Annotated in this window: 16 protein-coding genes; 3 read left to right on the forward strand and 13 right to left on the reverse strand. The window is 60.5% G+C overall.

Going from position 1 to position 17,515, the window contains the following annotated elements; all coding sequences use genetic code 11:
• Window positions 1–34: 34 nt before the first annotated feature.
• Complete coding sequence (locus NA619_RS11965) at window positions 35–415, reverse strand: nuclear transport factor 2 family protein (RefSeq protein WP_255962079.1); 381 nt, start codon at window positions 413–415, stop codon at window positions 35–37.
• Window positions 416–433: 18 nt separating this feature from the next.
• The gene (locus NA619_RS11970) at window positions 434–679 is read right to left on the reverse strand and encodes a hypothetical protein (protein WP_255962080.1); all 246 of its coding nucleotides are present in this window, start codon (window positions 677–679) and stop codon (window positions 434–436) included.
• Window positions 680–796: 117 nt separating this feature from the next.
• Here NA619_RS11970 and NA619_RS11975 point away from each other — a divergent pair, with 117 nt between their 5' ends.
• Window positions 797–1,729, forward strand: coding sequence for a helix-turn-helix domain-containing protein (locus NA619_RS11975; protein ID WP_255962081.1), 933 nt, complete (start codon window positions 797–799; stop codon window positions 1,727–1,729).
• Here the strand turns inward: NA619_RS11975 and NA619_RS11980 are convergent.
• The 9 genes from NA619_RS11980 to NA619_RS12020 form a co-directional block, all read right to left on the reverse strand.
• Window positions 1,726–2,976, reverse strand: coding sequence for an MFS transporter (locus NA619_RS11980; RefSeq protein ID WP_255962082.1), 1,251 nt, complete (start codon window positions 2,974–2,976; stop codon window positions 1,726–1,728). The two genes, NA619_RS11975 and NA619_RS11980, sit on opposite strands and share 4 nt — an antisense overlap.
• A gap of 239 nt (window positions 2,977–3,215) precedes the next feature.
• On the reverse strand, window positions 3,216–4,040 hold the full coding sequence (locus NA619_RS11985) for an SDR family NAD(P)-dependent oxidoreductase (protein WP_255962083.1): 825 nt from the start codon (window positions 4,038–4,040) through the stop codon (window positions 3,216–3,218).
• A 58-nt stretch (window positions 4,041–4,098) separates the two neighbouring features.
• Window positions 4,099–5,478, reverse strand: coding sequence for a phosphotransferase family protein (locus tag NA619_RS11990; protein WP_255962084.1), 1,380 nt, complete (start codon window positions 5,476–5,478; stop codon window positions 4,099–4,101).
• 23 nt (window positions 5,479–5,501) lie between these two features.
• Window positions 5,502–5,948, reverse strand: a complete 447-nt coding sequence (locus tag NA619_RS11995) for a nuclear transport factor 2 family protein (RefSeq protein ID WP_021208018.1) — start codon at window positions 5,946–5,948, stop codon at window positions 5,502–5,504.
• Between the two features lie 52 nt (window positions 5,949–6,000).
• A complete protein-coding gene (locus tag NA619_RS12000) occupies window positions 6,001–6,801 on the reverse strand; it encodes an SDR family NAD(P)-dependent oxidoreductase (RefSeq protein ID WP_255962085.1) in 801 nt (266 codons plus the stop codon).
• Window positions 6,802–6,910: 109 nt separating this feature from the next.
• Complete coding sequence (locus NA619_RS12005; RefSeq protein ID WP_423836825.1) at window positions 6,911–8,260, reverse strand: DUF1329 domain-containing protein; 1,350 nt, start codon at window positions 8,258–8,260, stop codon at window positions 6,911–6,913.
• Window positions 8,261–8,394: 134 nt separating this feature from the next.
• On the reverse strand, window positions 8,395–10,056 hold the full coding sequence (locus tag NA619_RS12010; protein WP_255962086.1) for a DUF1302 domain-containing protein: 1,662 nt from the start codon (window positions 10,054–10,056) through the stop codon (window positions 8,395–8,397).
• A gap of 295 nt (window positions 10,057–10,351) precedes the next feature.
• A complete protein-coding gene (locus NA619_RS12015) occupies window positions 10,352–11,842 on the reverse strand; it encodes an aldehyde dehydrogenase family protein (protein WP_255962087.1) in 1,491 nt (496 codons plus the stop codon).
• Window positions 11,839–13,473, reverse strand: a complete 1,635-nt coding sequence (locus NA619_RS12020; RefSeq protein WP_255962088.1) for a GMC family oxidoreductase — start codon at window positions 13,471–13,473, stop codon at window positions 11,839–11,841. The genes NA619_RS12015 and NA619_RS12020 overlap by 4 nt, the downstream gene beginning before the upstream one ends.
• A gap of 416 nt (window positions 13,474–13,889) precedes the next feature.
• Between NA619_RS12020 and NA619_RS12025 the strand changes: the two genes are divergently transcribed.
• Window positions 13,890–14,510, forward strand: coding sequence for a TetR/AcrR family transcriptional regulator (locus NA619_RS12025; RefSeq protein ID WP_255962089.1), 621 nt, complete (start codon window positions 13,890–13,892; stop codon window positions 14,508–14,510).
• A gap of 271 nt (window positions 14,511–14,781) precedes the next feature.
• Here the strand turns inward: NA619_RS12025 and NA619_RS12030 are convergent, their stop codons facing one another.
• Together NA619_RS12030 and NA619_RS12035 are read right to left on the reverse strand one after the other, a co-directional pair.
• Entirely contained in the window at window positions 14,782–15,423 is a 642-nt protein-coding gene (locus tag NA619_RS12030) for a hypothetical protein (protein WP_255962090.1), read from the reverse strand.
• Window positions 15,424–15,623: 200 nt separating this feature from the next.
• On the reverse strand, window positions 15,624–16,550 hold the full coding sequence (locus tag NA619_RS12035; RefSeq protein WP_255962091.1) for a quinone oxidoreductase family protein: 927 nt from the start codon (window positions 16,548–16,550) through the stop codon (window positions 15,624–15,626).
• Window positions 16,551–16,811: 261 nt separating this feature from the next.
• Here NA619_RS12035 and NA619_RS12040 point away from each other — a divergent pair, with 261 nt between their 5' ends.
• Window positions 16,812–17,354, forward strand: a complete 543-nt coding sequence (locus NA619_RS12040; RefSeq protein ID WP_255962092.1) for a glutathione peroxidase — start codon at window positions 16,812–16,814, stop codon at window positions 17,352–17,354.
• Window positions 17,355–17,515: the final 161 nt, after the last annotated feature.

The raw sequence follows: 17,515 nt of genomic DNA on the forward strand, positions 1-17,515 counted from the left end.
CCTTCGTTCGATTTACAGTTTTGAGAATGGCCGGCTATGCAAGGCGCGCCTCGGTGGAGGCCTTGGTATCCATGTATTCGCGGCCTTCGACGATCAGGCCGTCGCGGATCACCAGCAGGTTGTGGTAACTGTTGCGATAGACGCGGTCGGCAAACACCATCTCGCCCTGCGCTTCATAGGCGACGCGATCGCCTTCAGCGGTCAATCCGGTGATTACCACCGAGCGCTTATCGGCACTTAGCAGGCCGCTGCGTACCGCGGTATTGAACGCTTCGCGGCTCATGTCCCCTCGGGTCAACGTCCACCATTTGACGTCTGGATGCTGCAAAGCCTCGAAGGTATCCATGTCGCCGTCGATAACTGCCTGTACATATCGACGCACCAGCGCCTTGTTGTTCTCAATCGTGTTGGGCACGGTTCTCTCCGTTGTCTGTTACCAGCTAAAAATCGGGTCGGGGCAGGCTTCAGCCATTGCGGTATGGAAAAGTAGGCCGAGCCTGCACCCTTGTCCATCGGTCAGCTTTGACTGCGGGACAAACGAGAACTCGATATTGATCTGTGTAAAAGCCCCGCCGTCTGAGAAGCTGGCCAGCAGTTGCCGCCAGCGCAGCTGGCGCAGCAATTTGCTCGCGCCTTGGTCATTGGAAATCCAAATCCGGATCTGAACGATATGAATCACCAAGCTTGACCTGAAAATTACACTCGGAAACGGTCCTCATTTCGTAAACCTGCACGACGTGCCAGTCAGCGGCAGGAAAGCTCAGCACCAACAATAAGAACGGCTGAAGGAAGCCACATGAATGTCATCGAATATCGCGAATACGAGTCCCCCCATGCAGGCAATTTTTCAACCGAAGCCGGCCTGTCCAACACAGGTTTCGAAGTCCGCGTCGAGCACGCACATTGGTCCAGCTCGGGAGCCGCACTGATACACTTGAGTGATCACTGTCTGATCAGGCTACTGCTGGCCGAATCCCCCGAACATGCGCCGCTGTCAAATCGTGGCACCCTCTCGGGCATGCAGGGAAGCTGCCGGCCGCTTGGCCAGGCCATCTTCATCCCGCCGGGAAGCGACTTTCATTTCAAGCATAGGGCTTGTCAGCAAAAAGCGGTGATCTGCCTGTTCGACCCCGCTGCCATCGCGCCGCTCGCGGCTTACCGCTGGGACTGGGAACACTGCATCACGGACGCCATGTTGAACCTCCAAAGCAGCTATCTGCAGGCCTCGCTGCGCAGGCTTGGCGAAGAGGTCGCAGCGCCAGGGTTTGCCAGCGAACTTCATATCGAATGCCTGATGACCGGAATCGCGCTGGAACTGCGCAAGGAATTTCTTGGCAAACAGCGCCATGACGACGAACCCGGCAAGCTGAGTCGCCGGCAGCTGCAGCACTTGAGGGAAGCCCTGGAAGCCGATGCAAACGATATTTCGCTGCGCAAGCTGGCCGATCTGTGTGCCTTACCGGAAAGGAAGCTGTCGGTTTATTTCAAGAACACCACGGGCAAGACCCTGCGCCAGTACTCGGCCGAAGCACGGGTCAACCGGGCGATGAGGCTGCTCGGCGACCCTTCCCTGCTGATCAAGCAGATCGCCTACATGACCGGGTTCCAGAGCGCCGCCGCCTTTTCCGCAGCATTTCGAAAAGCGGTCGGCTGGACGCCCGAGGAGTTCCGTCGACAGCGCTCACCAGGCCAACGCGAGGCCTGGCCTGGTGAGCAGAACGTCAGCTAGACCGGTGCGGCCTCCGCCTCGCGCTCGAACACCGGGTAGCCGCCTAATCCAAGCAGCAACAATGGCCCCACGGTAAAGCAGATGCAGCAGAAGGCCAGCAGGCCGGTATAGCTGCCGCTCGCGCCATACAGGGCGCCGAACAGCAAAGGCGCGGCAGCGGCCCCGGCAGTGATCAGGCCCAGATGCACGCCGAACAGGCGTCCGTAGTCGCGCATACCGAAATAGCGGGCGATCAGGAAGGCGGCGATGTCGAATTCCGCACCCGCGCCAAGGCCGACCAGCAGGGTGGCTAGAACGAACATCCAGATGCTGGCATCGGCATAGAGAAACACCAGGCAGGCCAAGGCGGGCATCAGCAAGGCCACAGCCGCGACGCCCGGTGCCCACAATCGATCGATCAGGTAACCCACCACCAGGCGACCGAGGATCAGCGATATCCCGAAGGTGCTGAAGATCTGGCTTGCCTGCTCCGCCGCGATCCCCTTGTCCCGTAGCAGCGGGATAATGTTGGTCACCATGCCAACCACGCAGGACACCACCAGCGTCATCGAAAGGTTGCACACCCAGAAGCGCCACGAGCGAAGCGCATCACGCAGCAGCATTCCCGGATGGCGGCGTTCGGCGTCGCTTTGCATGGCGCTTGCAGCGTGCCCCTTGGCAACCGGCATCAACCAGCGCAGCGCCAGCGGCAAAGCCAGCAGCACCGGCAGCACGCCCAGCGCAATGAAACCCGCCCGCCAGTCCCAGCGGGAAATGGCCCAGGTGGTGGTGAGTGGCAGCATGACTGCGGCCAGCCCGGAACCGCTCAGGATGATCGCCAGGGCAAAGCCGCGGTTCTCCTCGAACCATAGATTGACCAGGTGCGACCACGTCACCTGCAGCGTTCCGAGACCGGCTAGCGGAACCAGGAAGAATCCCAGATAAAGCATCCAGATGGACCCCGAAGCACGGGACAACGCGAACATGCTGAGCGTCAGCGTGACCAGAGAAATCAAGGTGACCAACCGCAAACCGTAACGCAGGTTCAGCCAGCCGGCGAGTTGCGCAGCGATGATAGTGCCCAGCGAAAGCGCGGTGATCGAAGCCTGCAAGTCGGCACGCGACCAGCCCACCGCCTCTTCGAGAGGAATCACCATCGAGCTGAAGCTATACAGCAGCAAGGAACTCGAGCTGGTGGCTACCCCGACGATTGCGAGGATGAGGATGCGCCAGCCTCGTTTGAACTCCGTATTGTTGAAATTTTTCATTGTCGGAACTCTGCTTGGTGTATGAAAACCACATTGCATTTACCTGCCGCGCTCGGCGCTGCGCCCACGACCCGACCTGTCGAAATGGAAGACGGAGCGGGCCGCCCAGGTGCGACTCGTCGTTGCGCCGCCCCGTATCTGATGGGTTGCACCCATCCTACGGCTGAGGTCTCAGCGAACCGCAAGAGGCGTGCTAACCCATCGCTGCACACTTGACGGGCTGCACTCCCCCCATAGTTTCAATCACCGATGAAAAGCGCGGATTCGGCGCTTATCCGCTGTACGTGATCCCGCCGCGCCTTCCCCGAATGCGGCCCGGCGGCGGACTCAGACAGGTCATCGGGATGGATCAGCGTCGGCCCGTTGGGCAACTCGCGCAGCGCGATCGCGGCTATATCCTCGGCTTTGGCCAGCTGCATGGTCAGCGCATCCGCAATCCCTTGCCTGACCATCGCGTCGCGCATGGTTGGCGTATCGACAGTGCCGATCAGCAGATTCAACACGTCGATACCCTGACCCTTCCATTCGGCCCAGAGGCTTTCACCGAGCGTCATGGCGAAAGACTTGGTGGCGGAATACATGGCCAGCTTACGAACGCCGCCCAGCGCGGCCTGGGAACCGACCAGCAAGACCCCACCGGCGCCACGCGCAACCATTCGGCCGCCAAACGCGTGACAGCACTGCATGATCGTCCGGGTATTGAGGTGCAGCAATTTGCACCAGTCTTCAACCGGCGTGTCGAGGAAGCGGGTGATGTATGGATCGCCGCCGGCGTTATAGATCAGCAGCCCTACTTCCCGGTCCGCCACCGCTGCCACCAGCCGGTCGGCGGCATCGTCCAGCGTCAGGTCAAGTGTGACGACCAGCACCTCGACGCCATAACGGTCGACAAGCTGGTTCTTCAGGTCGGTCAGGGCATCTTCGCGCCGGGCAACCAGCACGCAGTGCAGGCCCTTTGCAGCTACCTGGTCGGCAAGCGCGGCACCAACACCGTGGGAAGCACCTGCGATGACGGCCCAAGGGCCATATTTTTTCGTGAAGGCGAGAGTGTCTTGCTCGGACATGGAACAACTTCCTTTCTAACTGAACGGGTGGCTTGGCTACGGCAATGATTGGCCGGTTTCAGCGGGGCTCGATCGGCGGCAGATCGATATGGCTCGCCGAGCCACCAATCGCGGTGCCGCCGAACACCAGCACGCGCCGCTCGATGTGTTTCATGAACAGTTTCAACAAGGGCTCGTCATATTCCGGGCCGGCGCTGCGCACGAAGTCCTCCAATGCCGCGTCGATCTCGCTGTAATGGTCGAATGTGCGGCCCAGCAGCGCTTCGGCGTCCGCCTGTTCCAATGCCTGTAATCGCAACGTCATGGCGTCTCCCTTGACGAGATACTCGACCAGCTTGCTCACCGACTTGAGCTTGGATTGCTGAAACTCATCACCCACCTTCACCTGCGCGACGGCATCCTCGAGCATCATCAGCAATGCCGTGTTCGGCCCTTGCGTGGCGATGTCCAGTGCCGGGGTTTCCAGGGGAACACCCATCGCCTCGGCCAGCGCATGCACCACTACACGACGCAAGGCGATGTCGAATTCGGTGTAGGTATCGTGCGGGTCCCCCGGTTGCGGCGTCGCCACCGTGCAGGAAAACTGCATGGCACTCACGGTGGAAAACAGGGCGGTGTGGAAGCGCACCACGTCCGGCTCCGGCCGCTCGCCCGTGACGTCCTGGTAGTAGCGATAAAGATCACTGAAGGTGTCGCCCAGCGGTTCATAGTTGTCGCGCATACGCGCCGAGGCGAGGTCGGCCAACGGGTCACCGATCATCGCGAACTCGAAGTCATAGAGCGCGTTCAACTGTCCGTTCTCGAACAGGTACTGGCCCGAGTCGTATTGCACGAACCGCGCCTCGGTGCGGTGCATGGGTACGTTGCGGCGCAGCCAGCGGAGAGCGAATTCAACCAAGGGTTGCGGTCGGGTCTTGTTGCGTTCGTAGAGCGGGTAGTACGCCTCCAACCCCGCCAGCGAGATCGCCTCGGCGCCCTCGGGCCGGTCGATGCCCTGCGCCACGAAGGGCTCGACAGGCAACTGATGCATGGCGGCCATGACCCGCACGTACTGGCGAGCCAGATCGCGCCGTTCTTCGTCGCTGCGAGCAGCGGAAAGATCGCGCGTCCCGCGCACCAGCTCCATGACGATGGCCGGAGGGTCTTCGCAGAACCCGTGAATCCGTGGCACGGGAATGCCCTGCTGGCCAAGCAACATGAGTATCTCGGCTTCGCGGCGCAGGTCGGGAAAGGGGCTGACGTCGCCGCCGCGTTCGCCTCGCAGGTGCAGGCGCTGCGTCTGGCCATTGATATCGACTTCGAGATTCCACGCCGGACGCCAGCGAACCAGCCGCTGCATGTTCGTGACCCGCCCACCCGTGAGCTGCTCGACGAATGCCGTCAATTTGCCTTCGTCGGTTGCAGTGGCGCTTTGTTGTTCTTTTACTGCCGTATCCATTCCAAACTCCTAAACAATGGGGCTCAGCGCTCAGCCGCTTGAAGGCTCGGCCCGCCGACGTCGGCGACCGATACACCGAGCTTCTTGGCCAGATCCGCAGTATCGAGATATTCGCGCCAGGCCTTGATCAGGCCCTGCTCGTCGAGTTCATAGACGGCCACCATCGAATGCGGCATCGGTTTGCCGCTGGACACGGCATAGTCGTCGCGCTCGGTCATGACCACGTCATCCGAAGACACGATCTGGCGGATCGTGCATTTGTTGTGGGTGACGTAGCTCATCTGCCGCTCAATCTCGCGCCTGAGCGCCTCGCGCCCCCGAATGACGGGCCCGCCCGGCACCCACAGTTGCCAGACGGCGTCCTCGGCCATCATCGAAATGATCCTGTCGAGCTGCGGGCGCGATTCGGCCGTGCCGTCGCCCCAGGCGTCGAGGAATTCGCGGATAAACGTTTCTTGTCGTATGCCCATGTTTGCTTCCCAGGAAAGGTGATGACGTCTCCCGCCGGAGGACGGGTAATGTTCAGAGATAGGCGCGTACCACCGGCACCATCGGCGTGGTACAGCTCATGCCGCCGTCGACTCGCATGAGCGCGCCGTTGACGTAGCTCGATTCGTCCGAGGCGAGGTAAACGGCCATCGCGCCGATGTCTTCGGGCAGGCCGAGGCGCGGCACGTTCTGGATATCCACAAAGCCCTGCACCATCTTGTCGTTGGCCCAGCCATCGAGGGCGGCGGTGCGAATCACGCCCGGCAGGATTGCGTTGCAGCGCACGCCGCGCTTACCGAAGGTTGCCGCCAGCGTTTGCACGTACCAGTTCACTGCGGCCTTCGAAGCGCCATAGCTGAACTGGGCAACTTCACCGGCAATCGAGCTGGTGGACGAGGTGAAGATGATCGAGCCCTGCCCCTGCTCGAGCATGTGCGGCAGCGCGTGTTTGCAGGCGAGCACGCCGCCCAAGACGTTGACGCGCATGTTGTCGTGGAACAGATCCTCGTTGAAATTGAGGAAGTCCACGTCTCTTGCGGTGTCGGGGTTCTTGTTCACGGCGTTGTTGAACAGCACGTCGAGACGGCCAAAGGTTGTCATCGCCGCCTCGACCATCTGGGCCAGATCCTCCTCGCGGCCCACATCGGCCTTCATCCCTATCGCCTTGCCCCCCGCCTGGGAGATGTCTTCGGCGACGCGCTCGGCCGCGTCGGCGTAGAGGTCGGTCACCACGACCTGAGCGCCCTGCTTCGCAAACATCTGAGCGCATGCGCGGCCGATGCCGCTGCCCGCGCCGGTGATCAGCGCCACTTTGTTTTCCAGTCGATTGCTCATCAACAACGCCCCTCTTCTTTATTCATCTAGGCCACCCGTAACTCCAGCGGCGGCAGCGATCGCCTGCCCCGCTTTCAGCGACGGCCACGGCGATCGCCCCGCGCGGTGCTCAGCGCGTCTGGCCGCCGGCTATGGTTTGTGGATTGGCTTCGCGCTCGGCGATCGGTTTGTCGCGATAGCGCGTCGGGCCGTTGCCGAACATGCCGTACTGGCTGCGGGTGAAGTCGTACAGCGAGTAGGCGTCCTGCTGAGGATTGTTGGGAATGCCGTAGGCCTGGATGTTGTATTGGGAGCCGGCCCGGAACATTTCGCCGCTGTCGTCCCAGGCGTCGTAAACCGCTGCGCCAAAGGTGTCCTCGTCGATGTAGTAGCGGCGTTTGCTCTGCGCGTGGCGAACGCCCTCCTTGCGGGTTGCCTCGACCACCCAGACGCGGTGCAGCTCCCAGCGCTCGCAGTCAGGATTGATGTGGTTGGGCATTAGTTTGGTATCCATGTCGCAGCCCCACTTCAACTTGTAATTGCTGTAGGGAATGAACATTTCCTTCTTGCCGACCAGCTTCCAGTCGAAGCGATCCATCTTTCCCGAGAAAAGGAAGATCTCGTCATAGAACGCCACGCCGCCAAAGGCCGAGTTGGGCGTGTCGTAATTGAATTCGGGCGCTTGACGGACTCGGCGCTGGCCGGTGGTGTAGCTCCAGGCGTAGCGCGAGTTCTCCACGGGGTCGAGGTAATCCCAGTAACCGGATGCCTGCCCTGCGGTGCGTGCTGGCGCAACGACCCGCGACCATATGCGCTGGGCTATCGCCGGGTCACGACCGTCTACGCCGATCTGGTAATACGGTTTTTCGCCTGTGGATTGATTGGTGTTAGTCAGCGTGGAGTGGCCCTGGTTGACGACATAGGCGCTGTGGTTCCAATCCCAACCGTTTACCCCCTGATAGTTGAGGATGTAGTTCCACATCACCTGCTCACCGCTTTCGGGCAGCGGAAAAGGCAAACCACCCCGGCAGGCTTCGGTGATCGAAAGGCCTTCGTTAATGGTCTTGCACTCCGAACTCTTCGCATTGCGCTCGGTGGCCGCTAGAAATGCATCTGGGAATGCCGCGGTTCGGTGGGTCGGGTAGATGTCCATGTAATAGGTGTTGGGGTACTGCTTGAGCAATTTCATCTGCCCCGATGAGAGCTGCTCGGCGTATTCATTAGCGTTGGCCGCCGTTACCCGCACCCGAGGCGTCTCTCCTTCGAACGGATTCGGCCATTGACCGTCGCCGGGCTTCAGGCCCGCCGGTACTTTTAGACCACCGTCATAGGGCGGGATGGTGCCCGCTTCGTTGCCTGCGGCTATCGCACCGAATCGGGTCAGCTCATTGCCAAGGTCAGCGGGCGTATAAGGCGCTGCGAATGCTGACGCTGCGCTCATGGCGGCCAGCAACCCGGTCACAGATCGGTTGAAGAACATGTATACCTCCAGTCATCGTTGTTTTTGTCATTGCCTGGAAAGCGCGCTTGCTCGTCGAGCAAAGTCTCGGCAATGCCGGAAAAGCGCGCAGATTCGCGGCGGGCCTGCATGCAGGCCGACGCGTGGTGATCTATTCAGAATGCCGTGCTGAATGTGAGCGATAGCCAGTTACGGTCGGACAGGCCGATGTCGCCGCTGCCGCCGACGACGGTCTTGCCGACGCCGGCGATATCGTCGTAGTTGCGCTGGCTGCCATAGCCGATGTAAGCCAGGGTGAAGTCGTAGCGCTCGTCGAACAGCGCCTTCACGCCGACCTTGTAGGTGTAGCGGCCTTCGTTGCCGCCACCTGTCGCAGCGTTGCCGGAGATGCCGTAATCCACGCTCATGGGCATGGACAGGTTCCAGCCGGGGAACACACCCAGCCACTGCGGCGTGAAGCTGAGCGCCGCGCCGACATAGTTGCGCGTGGCGCAACCCCACTCCTTGTCCTGCCCCGCTGCGCAGCCGCCGTAGCCTTCGCCGCGGAACAGGCTCTCGTTATGGGTGACCTTGTCCAGATGGCTGTAAGCCATCTCGGCGATCAGGGTCCCGGTGTCGAAATAGTCCGTGCGCGGCAACAGCCACAACCCGTTGACCACCATATGCAGGGTGTCGCCACGCGCGCCCTGGTTGTCCGCCAGGCTGATGCCACTGGATATCAAGGGCGCATCCTTGCGGTAGGAAAGATCGATACCTACTGAAGCGCCACCCAGCACCGGCCCCATCGACCAGCCCAGACCGTAGAGCTTGGTGTTTTCGGCGTACACGTAGCGGGCAAAATCCGGCCCGACCTGCAGGCCCCACGGCGCGTAGTCATCGAATTCACGGTAATAGGCGCTGACCTCGGAATGCATGAAGTCCAGCCCGTAACTGGCCATTACGCCCCAATTGCCGTTGTCGCCGGGTTCCAGCGCATCGACGATGGGACGCGCGAAACCCGGCGCAACCGGCAACTGGTTGGGACCTTCTAGGGCGACATCGGCCGAGGCCAGATAGGTCCCGCCTTCCGGCGCCCGGGTGCTGTCCCACTCGAAGAAATATTGGCCGGCGACGGATAGTCGGTCGGTGACCTGTGCCTGGGCCGAAACCTGAGCCAGCGGCAGGAAGATTTCCCGTGTTTCGGTGCCCGGATTGGCGAGCGCCTTGCGGCCATCCAGCGGTGCCTGGGAATACGACAACGCATGTCCCGCGATCAGGAGTCCGTTGCCCCAGTACACCGTATGCCGACCGGCCCGCACGCTGACGGGGGCGTCACCTACATAGAAGCGGGTAAACGCGAAGGCATCCAGCAGTTCGCCGCTGGGGCCATGGTGATAACGCTTGGTATGGCTCGAATATTCCCCACCGCGATAGCTCGGAACACTCGCACCGGGAAACGCGCCTGGGTAGTACACCGCGCCCGAACCGGTTTCGACATCGGTATCGGAATACGCCTGGTCATACCAGGCTGCGCCGCTGATGCGAAAACCGTGGTAGCGCTTGTAGGCCAACTCGAATTCGCTCATCAGGTCGACGCGATTGGTCACCACATCGCCGCGGTCGAACTTGGAGTCGGATTCGTCATAAGTGGCGTTGTTGGCCAATGCGTCATCACGACTCTCGGCACGAATACCCAGGTTGTAGCGCAAGGTGTTGTCCCAACGCATCGAGAGGTCGGGGTTGCCGAGATCGTATTGAGCCGCCTGCGCCTGACTGCCCCAGACGAGAACCGCCGCCAGGATCAGCGCCGAATTGGCAATTAACGTGGTCTTGAACATCACATTCTCCGTCGCGCCCATTGTTTTTATTGTCAGCTGACCTGCGCGCCCCTCTAGCCAGGGGCAGCTGCTTCAGTAGACGGGACGACTCACGGCGACACAACGAAACCGGCTATCGCTCAAATGCAAAGCGATATCGCTGAAATGCATCACGCCTGCCTGCAAGCGCCACGGAAGATCAGCGAGGGCGCAGCCGTTTGCTGGGCAAAAAAAACGGCCCACAAGGGGCCGTTAATGAGCTTTCGAAAACCGATCGGGATGGCGCCATGAACGGCGCCGTGTGTTGCCGAACGGCTTAGCGCCCGATGGGATAAATGATGGATTTTTCCTGAGTGAACTCTTTCAGCCAGTCCGGACCGAACTCGCGACCGATGCCCGAGCGCTTGAAGCCGCCGATTGGCGCATAGGGCATCTTGCCGCCGCCACCGTTGATATAAACGCTGCCCGCGCGGATGCGTCGGGCCATTTGGTAGGCAACCGCGGCGTCGGCCGTGGCGACCGCGCCATTGAGGCCATAGCGCGAATCGTTGGCGATGGCGATGGCCTCTTCATCGGTATCGAAACCGATGACCACGCCCACTGGCCCGAAGATTTCCTCCTGGGCGATGGTCATGTCGTTGCGCACGTCATCGAACAGGGTGATATCGCTGAAGAAGCCTTTGTCCAAGCCCTGCGGGCGACCGCCTCCGCATACCAGCGTGGCGCCCGAATCGCGGCCACTGGCAACGAAATGCTCGACCTTGGCCCGCTGCGATTCACGAATCAGTGGACCCATCACCACGCTCGGGTCGGCCGGGTTGCCAATCTTCATCTGGCTGGCCACCGCCTTGGCCATTTGTACGAACTGCTCTCGGATCGAGTTGTGCACCAGGAAGCGCGTAAGCAAGGCGCAGCCCTGGCCGGCGTTTACCGTCAGACCGGCAATGGCGCCCAGGGCCGTGCCCTGGATGTCGGCGTCGGGCCGCACGATCAAAGCAGATTTACCGCCCAGTTCAAGGTGCAGACGCTTCAGCGTCGGCGCAGCCTGGGACATGATGCTCACACCCACCGCTTCGGAGCCGGTGAACGACACCATATCCACCCGCGGATCGCTGCTTAGCAGGCTGCCAACCTCGACTCCGCCGGTGACAATATTGAGCACGCCCTTGGGCAAACCGATTTGCTCGGCGATTTCACCGAACTGCAGTGCCGAGTAAGGCGTGAACGGTGACGGCTTGAGCACCAGCGTGTTGCCCGCCAGCAGCGCCGGGAAGATCTTCGCCAGATTGAGCAAAAACGGGAAGTTATAGCCGGTGATGCCTGAAACCACGCCGATCGGTTCGCGCTCGATGCTGCCGCTGCCGAGGATCATCGGCCCGCCCGGGTTGAACGGATTGGGCGTTGCTTCCACAGGAATCTGCTGTGTCGCGTCGTGCAGCGACTGGTCGATGGCTTTGAGCACATGAGCCAGCGGCATATCGACCTGCATCGCATAGGTAACACCTTGCGCGCAGCCGACCTCGGCGATGATCAGCGCGGCGATTTCCTCCCGGCGCGCCACCAGTGCACTGTGCATACGGCGCATATAACCGGCACGCTCGGCCATGCTCAGCCACGGCCAGGGGCCGCTATCGAACGCACGACGTGCGGCGTCAATAGCGGCGTCGACACTGGCGGTATCGCCCACCGGCGCTTGGCCGATCACTTCCTCGGTGGCGGGGTTGAGCACGGCTTCGGTCGGACCGTTTGCCGAAACCCAGGCGCCATCGATATAGAGTTTGTTCAGCTGCGTAAATGGAATGCTCATGCCGCTACAGCTCCTTTGGTTATGCCAGTGACAGCGGTGCCAGTGATGATTTCGGCGGCGCGCATGGCAATGACCATCGCCGGCGCATTGGTGTTGCCCGAGACAAGGCTCGGCATGATCGAGGTATCGACGACACGGACGCCCTCGACCCCGCGCACCCTCAGCTCGGGATCGAGCACCGAATCGCTGTCCGCGCCCATCCGACAGGTGCCGGAAACATGAAAAGCGGTCTGTCCGAACCGGCGGAACGCGGCGAGGATTTCCTCATCGCTTTGCACCTGCGATCCCGGCGTCAGCTCCTGAACGATGAACGGCTTGAGCGCCGGTTCGGCCGCCAGACGGCGGATCCAGCGCAGCAGCGAGATGGCGGCGACCCGATCGGCCTCGGCGGTTAGGTAGTTGGCTACGATCTTCGGCGGCACGGCTGGATCGGCCGACTGGATGGTGATTTCGCCCTGGCTCTGGGGATGCATGAAATAACCGCCAATGGTCAGGCCGGGATGCTTGTCGATCATCACCGTCTTGCCGTCGCCATCCATGGAATACAGGCTGACGCCGATCTGCGCATCCGGGCGATCCAGGCCCGGCCGGGTCTTCACGAAACCGCCCGCTTCGTGCGCGGCGTGGGTCATTGGGCCTTTCTTGCTGAAGAAATATTGCGCCACCGAACGCAGCAGGCCGAAGCCTGCAAAACAATGATTCAGGCTGCCGCTGGTAACCCGATACTGTACCGCCATATAGACGTGCTCACGCAGGTTGCGACCTACGTCCGGTGAGTCCTGCACGAGCGCAATGCCATGCTGCTTCAACAATTCTGCCGGCCCGATGCCGGACAACTGCAACAGCTTTGGCGACTCGATGGCGCCCGCGCACAACACCACTTCCCGGCGCACGCCAAACGACTGTTCGCCGCCCTTGCCTGCTATATGCACGGCAACCGCGCGGCGCTGGCTGAACTCGATGCGCTGGACGTGCGTGCCAGTCATCACGGTCAGGTTCGGACGATCCCGCACCGAATCGAGAAATGCCTTGGCCGCGCTGAAGCGTTGCCCGTTCCAGGTGGTCTGCGGCTGGTAACCGAAGCCACCGTTGCTGACTGAATCCACATGATTGGTGTCGGCAACCCGCGCAGTGCCTATCGAGCCGGCGGCGTTGATGATGGCTTCGCATAGCGGATCGCCCGATGGATGTACGGTGACCTTGAGCGGGCCGCCAGCGCCACGCCACTGGGATGCGCCAAGGTGATGGTCCTCCAGCGCGACGAACTGTCGGCCAATGTCCGCCCAACCCCAGCCGTAGCAACCTTGCGCTTCCCAGCCATCGTAATCTGCCGGCGCGCCGCGCACGTAGACCATGCCGTTGACCGAACTGGAGCCGCCGATGGCTTTACCCTTGAGCCACAATTCAGTGGCCATGCCTTCACCGCGCGAGGCCTGGTAATCCCATACATGCGGGTTGCCGGCCATCAGCAATTTGCCGATCCCGCGCGGCATGGCGATTAAGGGACTGGTATGGTCGGGGCCGCTTTCGATGAGCAGTACCGAAACGCTCGGGTCGGCGGATAGCCGGTTGGCCATCACGCAGCCGGCAGAACCGGCGCCGACAATGATGTAATCGTAGGATTGGCTCATTGTTATTCTTCTGTCGTTTGAATGGATTGCATGTCGCGATCTGCTTGATGCGTTCTATTTCACGGGTTGTGGGCGTTGCCGATGCAAGCACTTCGCTGGTTGATTAACCGACCGCACCTCTGCCCTCAGCCGCTCAACAACTAACGTTCAACAACTAACCGGAGCGGCTTGATCGACGCCCATCTGCGAGCTCCCGGTGCTTGGGGGTGAAAGAAAGGTAGGTTTCGACTGAAGAATCCACAACGGACAGAATTCCCGATCTGTTCGATTTCGCCGCACAGAGACGACTGTTGCGCTCGCTCAATCGAACAAGTCTTGTCCGCCGTGAAGCGCGCGTGCCAGTCTCCATGCTCATGCCAGCTACGCTTACAGGTACTGGCGCCACGACCGACAAACACACTCCGCAGAGGTAAAGGATGAAGCAGCACATCTCTGCCGCGCCGGAACGACCGACCAAGCCCGACATGGCCAGCAAGCGCCACGCGTTACGCACACAGCGAACCCGAGAGCTGCTTCTGGACGGGATGTATCGATTGGCGTTGGAAAAGGATTTTCGGGACATCTCAGTGCAGGAACTGCTCAGCCATACCGGGGTAGCACGCTCGACGTTCTATGCACACTTTCGTGACAAGGAAGACTTGCTGGTGGCCGGTTATGAGTCCATCGGCCTGCCGCAAACCCGCGTTTGCGATGTCGCCGGGGAAAAACGTATCGTGCTCGATGTTTCAGCATGGCTGTTCAACGCCACCGTGCGGCATGCAGCCCTGACCACCTCATTCTTCAACAGTCCTTCACAAGCGATCGTTCTTGCTCACCTCGAAAATTTGCTACTGATTCTGGTGCGCGAGCACTACCGCAAACATGGCATCTACGAGTGCAGCGGATTGCGCGGAGAGGTGGCGGTGCGCAGCTTCGTGGGCGCACTGATCGGCACATGGCTGTGGTGGGTGCGTCATGACTACCCTAGTTCGGCCAACGAAATGACAAAAGCATTCGATAGCCTGATGAACAACGGCACCTGGCCTGCCGCCGACTGACCTGCCGGGCCAAGGCATCGCAGCTCGCAATCACGCGATGCCCCGTAGTGATGATCGCCACGCCGGACAAAAAGCACAAATACGCGAAACCGCTTGCCGCCGGGCATCACACACCAGAAGCGGCAGGCAATGTTACTGGAGCGATCCTTTGGCGATTTGGTCGATGTCGGTAATTGTCGACCGCATATAGCGTTCAGCCCCGTTGGGCGCCCAATTGCCGTCCTGTTTGAGGATCACGCCGCGGATGAACGAGTACTCGCGTGCCGCATGCTCAAGCGCCTCGGCAAGTGCCGGATGGTCGGCCGACAAACGCTCGAACGCACCGACCACTTCGTGATCGAGTTGGATGGGTTCTCTCGTCTCTCAGTATCCATGTTTCGGCGCCATGACGATTGAACGACGCCATCTGATAGTTCACCAGCAATTCGCCCATAGCGCGGCTGATGGCGTGTAGTTTTCCAAGCTCACCCAGAGGCTCATCACCCTGCAGCTCGGCGTAATGGGCATCCAGTAAGGCTTGTAGATGTGCGTGCGACTCGATTACCGGCAACAACCTACGTGAATAAGAGGGTTCGGTAGAGCGTAGCGCCGCGCTGGTTTGGGGTAACTTGTCAGTATCATCGAGGCGTGTTTGCAGGCGCTGCACTTCATCTATAACGTCCGCAACGCCCAGACTTTTGGTCAGGCTTCGCAAGCGGAGCATCCGTTGCTCATAGCCCTGCTTGTTACGCAACTCGTAGGGGCTTCCGTTCTGATTGAAATATACCAACGCATTTGCACAAGTCAGAAAGGCTAGGGATCGTAGTTCCTGGGTCGTCTGCAGCTCTTCTTGTATGCGCCCGGCTTGAGCCGGCACGGCAATAATCAAGAACAGCATGAGTATTGACGCTCTATTCATCCTGCGGATATCCATTGTCGCTCCCTAAGTTTTCCACTACTTCGAGCTGACCGCCAGGCAGCGCCCGCCTGGTCAGGATTGGGCCGAAAGGGTACAACCAGTGCCGCCACCATAGTCCGTTTAGCAGGGCGCCCCGTCATAGCCGTCCCATCAAGCCGATCCAGAAACCACGACGCTCGGCCGGCTAGCGCGAGGCGGCCGGCCTGTACATTGGCTCAGCGGCGAACGCTCGCCGTGATTTTCGCGTGCGGGCCAGACACCTGCGCAGCCCAGGCCTCGGCAGCCTGATCAAGTGTGTAGTCCACGTAGTCGATCTGAAGCTGCTGCTCTTTCGCGATTTTCAGCAGACGCAGCCAGATTTGCTCACGATCGGCAGGTGGACGCTGGCCCGTGCCGATGCACGACAGCGAGCGGAACAGTAGATCGGCGATATCCAGATCAAGCTTGCGTCCCGCCCCGGTTCCGACCGTCACGATCCGTGCACCCCAGTTGGTCGCCTTCAAGGCGTTCAGCATGGGTTGACCGCACACCAGATCCAGCACCACGTCGAAACCGCCATCGGCTGCTTCCTTCAGCGCGGCTACATCATCGGCACTGCCCAGCGTGACCACGTCATCGGCGATGCCGCGCGACTTCAAGCGCGTCAGTGCTTCGGCAGAACGCGCCGCGCCCACCACCTTTCCGGCACCCATTCCACGGGCCAATTGCAGCGCGATTTGGCCAAGCGTTCCGGTAGCGCCGAGCACGAGCACTTTTTCGCCTTTCTGGATGTGCGCCGTTTCCAGCGGCACGAGGGCGCCAGTGCCAGCGATACCCATGCTGATCGCGGTCTTGTCATCGACATCGTCAGGAACGTTCCAGACTTCCGCGGCAGGTACCAGTGTGCGCTCGGCCCAGGCACCGAACGGCAGAACCGAACGCTCACCGAAATACACTCGACGGCCATCTTCGGCACGGCCGACACCTTCGCCACGAATCACACAGGGGTACTCGACACCGAGCCGATAAGCGCCGAGCACGTCCCAGCCGCCCAGGCCGGCGGTGTCGACGTCGATCATGACGGCGCCCTGCTGCGGCTCGGGCTCGCGAAACTCACCGACTATCGGTAGGGCATTACGCTCGGAAATGATGGCTGCACGCATGCGAATCTCCTTCTTGTCTGTCTTGTTGTCGGGGTGAAACCGTCCATTAGTTGAACATTTTAACGTATTTTGTCCAGCGATAACTCTCTAGCGAAACCCTCTGTCTGTGCTGCGCGCAACTCGATGGCTAACCGGCAAACAGAGGATAAAACGGTGCCAGCCGTATAAAATGATCACTTTTCACATATTTGTATCGTTTGACTGCTTCACTTCGGTAAATTTCGTCTAGGCTGGACATTTCATAACAGAAGGAAGACATCCATGGCTTCAATCTTCGCTATCCCGGTGCAGTCCAATGATGGGCAATCGCTTACGCTGGAGCGCTATAAAGGCAAGGTATTGCTGGTCGTCAATGTGGCGTCCAAATGCGGGCTGACGCCGCAGTACGAAGGACTGGAAAAGCTCTACGAAGACAAGCGCGAACAAGGCTTGGAGGTGCTGGCATTCCCCGCCAACAACTTCAAGGAACAGGAGCCGGGCACCGATCAGGACATCAAGGAATTCTGCGCCTTGACCTATAACGTGCAGTTCCCGCTTTTCGCCAAGATTTCCGTTGCTGGTGAGGATCGTCATCCGCTTTATGCGGAACTGACCGGCGCCCAGCCAAGCGCTACGGGTGAAGGCCCCATGCGTGAGCGCCTCGCCGGTTATGGCATCGAGACCAACGCAGCCCCGGAGGTACTCTGGAACTTTGAAAAGTTCGTCGTCGGCCGCAACGGCCAAGTGGTGGCGCGTTTCGCGCCGGATGTCAGTCCGGACGACCCGCGCCTGCAACAGACGATAGAAGCCGAACTGGCGAAGTAATAGCGAACCGAGTGATCGCTCAATGGCGGTCATTCTTTATCCAAGCGGCTCCGCCGAGAAAAACGCTGCATCCCGGTGATTTCTTCATTCTCCACCCACCAGATATCTGTTTATCTGATATCTGGTAGCCGATTTTATCGTTTTACGATATTTACACGTAA

The organism is Stutzerimonas stutzeri, assembly GCF_024448895.1.
In the GTDB taxonomy this organism is placed as follows: Bacteria; Pseudomonadota; Gammaproteobacteria; order Pseudomonadales; family Pseudomonadaceae; genus Stutzerimonas; species Stutzerimonas stutzeri_Q.

Coding starts and splice junctions, on each gene's coding strand:
- NA619_RS11975 (WP_255962081.1), top strand. CDS start 797: ATGAATGTCATCGAATATCGCGAATACGAGTCCCCCCATGCAGGCAAT.
- NA619_RS11980 (WP_255962082.1), bottom strand. CDS start 2,976: ATGAAAAATTTCAACAATACGGAGTTCAAACGAGGCTGGCGCATCCTC.
- NA619_RS11985 (WP_255962083.1), bottom strand. CDS start 4,040: ATGTCCGAGCAAGACACTCTCGCCTTCACGAAAAAATATGGCCCTTGG.
- NA619_RS11990 (WP_255962084.1), bottom strand. CDS start 5,478: ATGGATACGGCAGTAAAAGAACAACAAAGCGCCACTGCAACCGACGAA.
- NA619_RS11995 (WP_021208018.1), bottom strand. CDS start 5,948: ATGGGCATACGACAAGAAACGTTTATCCGCGAATTCCTCGACGCCTGG.
- NA619_RS12000 (WP_255962085.1), bottom strand. CDS start 6,801: ATGAGCAATCGACTGGAAAACAAAGTGGCGCTGATCACCGGCGCGGGC.
- NA619_RS12005 (WP_423836825.1), bottom strand. CDS start 8,260: ATGTTCTTCAACCGATCTGTGACCGGGTTGCTGGCCGCCATGAGCGCA.
- NA619_RS12010 (WP_255962086.1), bottom strand. CDS start 10,056: ATGTTCAAGACCACGTTAATTGCCAATTCGGCGCTGATCCTGGCGGCG.
- NA619_RS12015 (WP_255962087.1), bottom strand. CDS start 11,842: ATGAGCATTCCATTTACGCAGCTGAACAAACTCTATATCGATGGCGCC.
- NA619_RS12020 (WP_255962088.1), bottom strand. CDS start 13,473: ATGAGCCAATCCTACGATTACATCATTGTCGGCGCCGGTTCTGCCGGC.
- NA619_RS12025 (WP_255962089.1), top strand. CDS start 13,890: ATGAAGCAGCACATCTCTGCCGCGCCGGAACGACCGACCAAGCCCGAC.
- NA619_RS12030 (WP_255962090.1), bottom strand. CDS start 15,423: ATGGATATCCGCAGGATGAATAGAGCGTCAATACTCATGCTGTTCTTG.
- NA619_RS12035 (WP_255962091.1), bottom strand. CDS start 16,550: ATGCGTGCAGCCATCATTTCCGAGCGTAATGCCCTACCGATAGTCGGT.
- NA619_RS12040 (WP_255962092.1), top strand. CDS start 16,812: ATGGCTTCAATCTTCGCTATCCCGGTGCAGTCCAATGATGGGCAATCG.